1 protein-coding gene is annotated in these 3,435 nt (G+C 53.9%); it reads left to right on the forward strand.

The genetic code is table 11. The annotated features are described in order from the left end of the window. The first annotated feature begins 217 nt into the window (after positions 1-217). A complete protein-coding gene (locus C7E10_RS11825) occupies positions 218-1,213 on the forward strand; it encodes a biotin--[acetyl-CoA-carboxylase] ligase (protein WP_105327519.1) in 996 nt (331 codons plus the stop codon). Positions 1,214-3,435 lie beyond the last annotated feature (2,222 nt).

Below are 3,435 nucleotides of genomic sequence, written 5' to 3' on the forward strand. Positions count from 1 at the left end.
GCTGACGGTACCCCCGCACCCATTCCCCCTGTGACCACCGAAGCAGCTGCCCCCGCAGCAGCACCCCAACCCAGCACCAGCGAAGTACCTCAGGCGTAGGGCGGGGAGAAGGAAACACATTTACAAACCAAACCAAGGGCTGTGCCAGACACAGCCCTTTTTTCCAGACTTTGTGTTAACGATTCTTTACGTTATGAGAAACGAAAGGATGACGACGATGCGCAACGAAATACTAAAAATCCTGAAAGATAAAGCACCCACCCCCGTATCCGGGGAAGAACTGGCCAAGACCCTGGGCATTACCCGGACAGCCATCTGGAAACACATCCAAACCCTGAAAAAAGAAGGCTACCAGATTGAAGCCTACACCAAAAAAGGCTACGTCCTCACCGGCGTACCCGATAAACTGCTGCCCGCAGAAATCGGCGACGCCCTGACCACCCGCTTCATCGGCCATCACATCTGCTACGAAGACACCGTCGTGTCCTCCAACGAAGTCCTGAAAAAACTCGCCAGCACCGGCGCCGAAGACGGCACCATCTGCGTAGCCGAAGAACAAACCGGCGGCAAAGGCAGACTGGCCAGAGGCTGGTACAGCCCCAAAGGCAAAGGACTGTGGTTCTCCGTGCTCTTAAAACCCACCTTCCTGCCCCAGGAAGCCCCCAAAATGACCCTGCTCGCTGCCGTGGCCGTAGTCCGCGCCATTAGAGAAGTCTGCGGCGTAGAAGCCCTCATCAAATGGCCCAACGACGTTTTGCTGGATAACCGCAAACTCGTAGGCATCCTGACCGAAATGAGCGCCGAATTCGGCCACATCAACTACCTGGTGGTAGGCATCGGCATCAACGTCTGCGTCCCCAGAGAAATGGTACCCGAGGAACTCAGAGCCTCCGCCGTCTCTATAGAAGACGTCACCGGTACCCACGTAGACCGAGTCCAACTCCTGGCCAAAGTCCTGGATTACATGGAATACTATTATGACGAAGCCTGCAAAAACGGCTTCGCCCCCGTCTTCGACCAGTGGAGAGAATACTCCGCTACCCTGGGCCGCATGGTCAAAGTCATCTCCCCCGACGCCACCTATTTGGGAGAAGCCCTGGATATCGACGACACCGGCGCCCTGCTGGTGAAAAAAGAAAACGGAGAAATAGAAAAAGTGTTGGCTGGCGACGTGTCCATCAGACCCGCCCATGGGACCGGCAAGTACGCATAAGAAGGAAAAGGGAAAAGAGAAAAGAATAGGAAATGGAAAAAGACGTACCGCTGAGGAGAGCGGTACGTCTTTTTTGAATGGAGAAGAACGCAGCTGCGCAGCGAGTTGCGAACAACCCGGGGGCTAACAAGGTATTACGGTTTTCATCCAGGTTTTGGGAGTCGTATCCATTTCTCAAGGCTTTAGCCGTAGAGAAATGGAATATACGACCCCTGCGACAGCCGTCCGGGAATCAAACCTGTAGGGTGCTGATGACCGGTATACGGCGAACCGCTCGGCTACCGCCCGCTTGCCTTCTCCGCCCATTGTCTCCTCCATTTCGCCGTGGAAACGGCTGAAATGGGGGAGATGCGCCTATTTCAAAGCTACTAGAGGCGCAGAGGGGGAGAGTGGACGTAGGGAAGGTGTCTGACGTTAGGAAGGCGGTTGGGGCAGGCCAGACATTATGATTTCAGTAGTGAACTACTGGAATACATGACTTAGACCTCCGGGCATCCTGGTTGTGAACCCCATCCTTGTTCCGCTTTAATGCCGGGGGCGGAACGTTCCTTCCCCCCATTGTCTTCTCCGTTTCAGCTGTGGAACAGCTGAAACGGAGAAGATGCGCCTAGCATAAGAATTCCAAAGGCGCAGATGGGGCGTGTTCAAGGGAAGGTGCCTGATGTCAGGAAGGCGGTTGGGGCGGTCCAGGTATTATGATTTCAGTAGTGAACTACTGGAATACATGACTTAGCCCTCCGGGCATTTTGGTTGTGAACTCCATCCGCCGGCGAATTCGCCGGCACCTTCCTCTTCTCCAGTGCACGCCAAGCAGCGCACTGTTAAGTGGAAGGCAGCGGCCTTCGGCCGAAATGTTTGGAGAGGTCTGCTGGATGCCGGGTATTGCGCTTTTCATCCAGGTATTAGGGAGTCGTATCCATTTCTCAAGGCCCTGGCCGCGGAGAAATGGAATATACGACCCCTGCGACAGCCGTCCAGAAATTGAGCCTGAAAGGCGAAAATGACTGGAGTACGGCGAACCGCTTGGCCACCAGCCGCCTGCCTTCTCCGCCCATTGTCTTCTCCGTTTCAGCTGTGGAACAGCTGAAATGGGGAAGATGCGCCTATTCCAAGGCTACTAGAGGCGCAGAGGGGGAGAGTGGACGTGGGGAAGGTGCCTGACACTAGGAAGGCGGATGGGGCAACCCAGGTATTAGGCTTTTAATTGAGAAGTACTAAAACCAAATTTGGCCCTCCGGGCATTTTGGTTGCGAACTCCATCCGCCGGCGAATTGCCGGCACCTTCCTCTTCTCCAGTGCACGCCAAGCAGTGCACTGGTAAGTGGAAGGCAGCGGCCTTCGGCCGAAATGTTTGGAGAGGTCTGTTGAATGCCGGGTATTGCGTTTTTCAACCAGGTATTAGGGAGTCGTATCCATTTCTCAAGGCTCTAGCCGTAGAGAAATGGAATATACGACCCCTGCGATAGCCGTCCAGGAATCAAACCCGTAGGGTGCTGATGACCGGTATACGGCGAACCGCTCGGCCACCGCCCGCTTGCCTTCTCCGCCCACTCGTCTTCTCCGTTTCAGCTGTGGAACAGCTGAAATGGGGAAGATGCGCCTAGCATAAGAATTCCAAAGGCGCAGATGGGGCGTGCTCAAGGGAAGGTGCTGACGTCAGGAAGGCGGTTGGGGCGGTCCAGGCATTTTGGCCTTTCTTAGAGCGTGTCTGCATTGGCCTTCAGGGCATTTTGGTTGTGAACTCCATCCGCCGGCTAATTCGCCGGCACCTTCCTCTTTACCTGTTCGAGCGAAGCTGCGAACAGGTAAGTGGAAGGCAACGGTCTTCGGCCGAAATACTGGGAAAGGCCTGCTTGATATTGGGTTTTACGTTTCTCATTCGGGTATTATGATTATCAATTGGTCAGTGCAGATTCAGCTCATAACGCCTGGTTTAAACCAGTTACTAATTCTTTTCAGCAGATTTTAGCGGCCTCTGGCCGCCTGCCTTCTCCGCCCCACAGTGGTCCAAGGCGGGGAAGGTGCCTGACGCCAGGAAGGCGGTTGGGGCCGCCCAGGCATTATTTTTTCATCCAGGCAATACTCCTTTTACCCTTCTAATTCTTTTTTCTTCCGTGCGGTAATTTTCATATGATATCGGTTCATTTTTTCAACCATAGCCTTCACTTTATTATCAATGTCTGTACAAACCACATCAAATTGTTGATTTACTTCCAAATTCG

The sequence above is a fragment of the Acidaminococcus hominis genome (assembly GCF_900291475.1).
Taxonomy (GTDB): domain Bacteria; phylum Bacillota; class Negativicutes; order Acidaminococcales; family Acidaminococcaceae; genus Acidaminococcus; species Acidaminococcus hominis.

Coding starts and splice junctions, on each gene's coding strand:
- C7E10_RS11825 (WP_105327519.1), top strand. CDS start 218: ATGCGCAACGAAATACTAAAAATCCTGAAAGATAAAGCACCCACCCCC.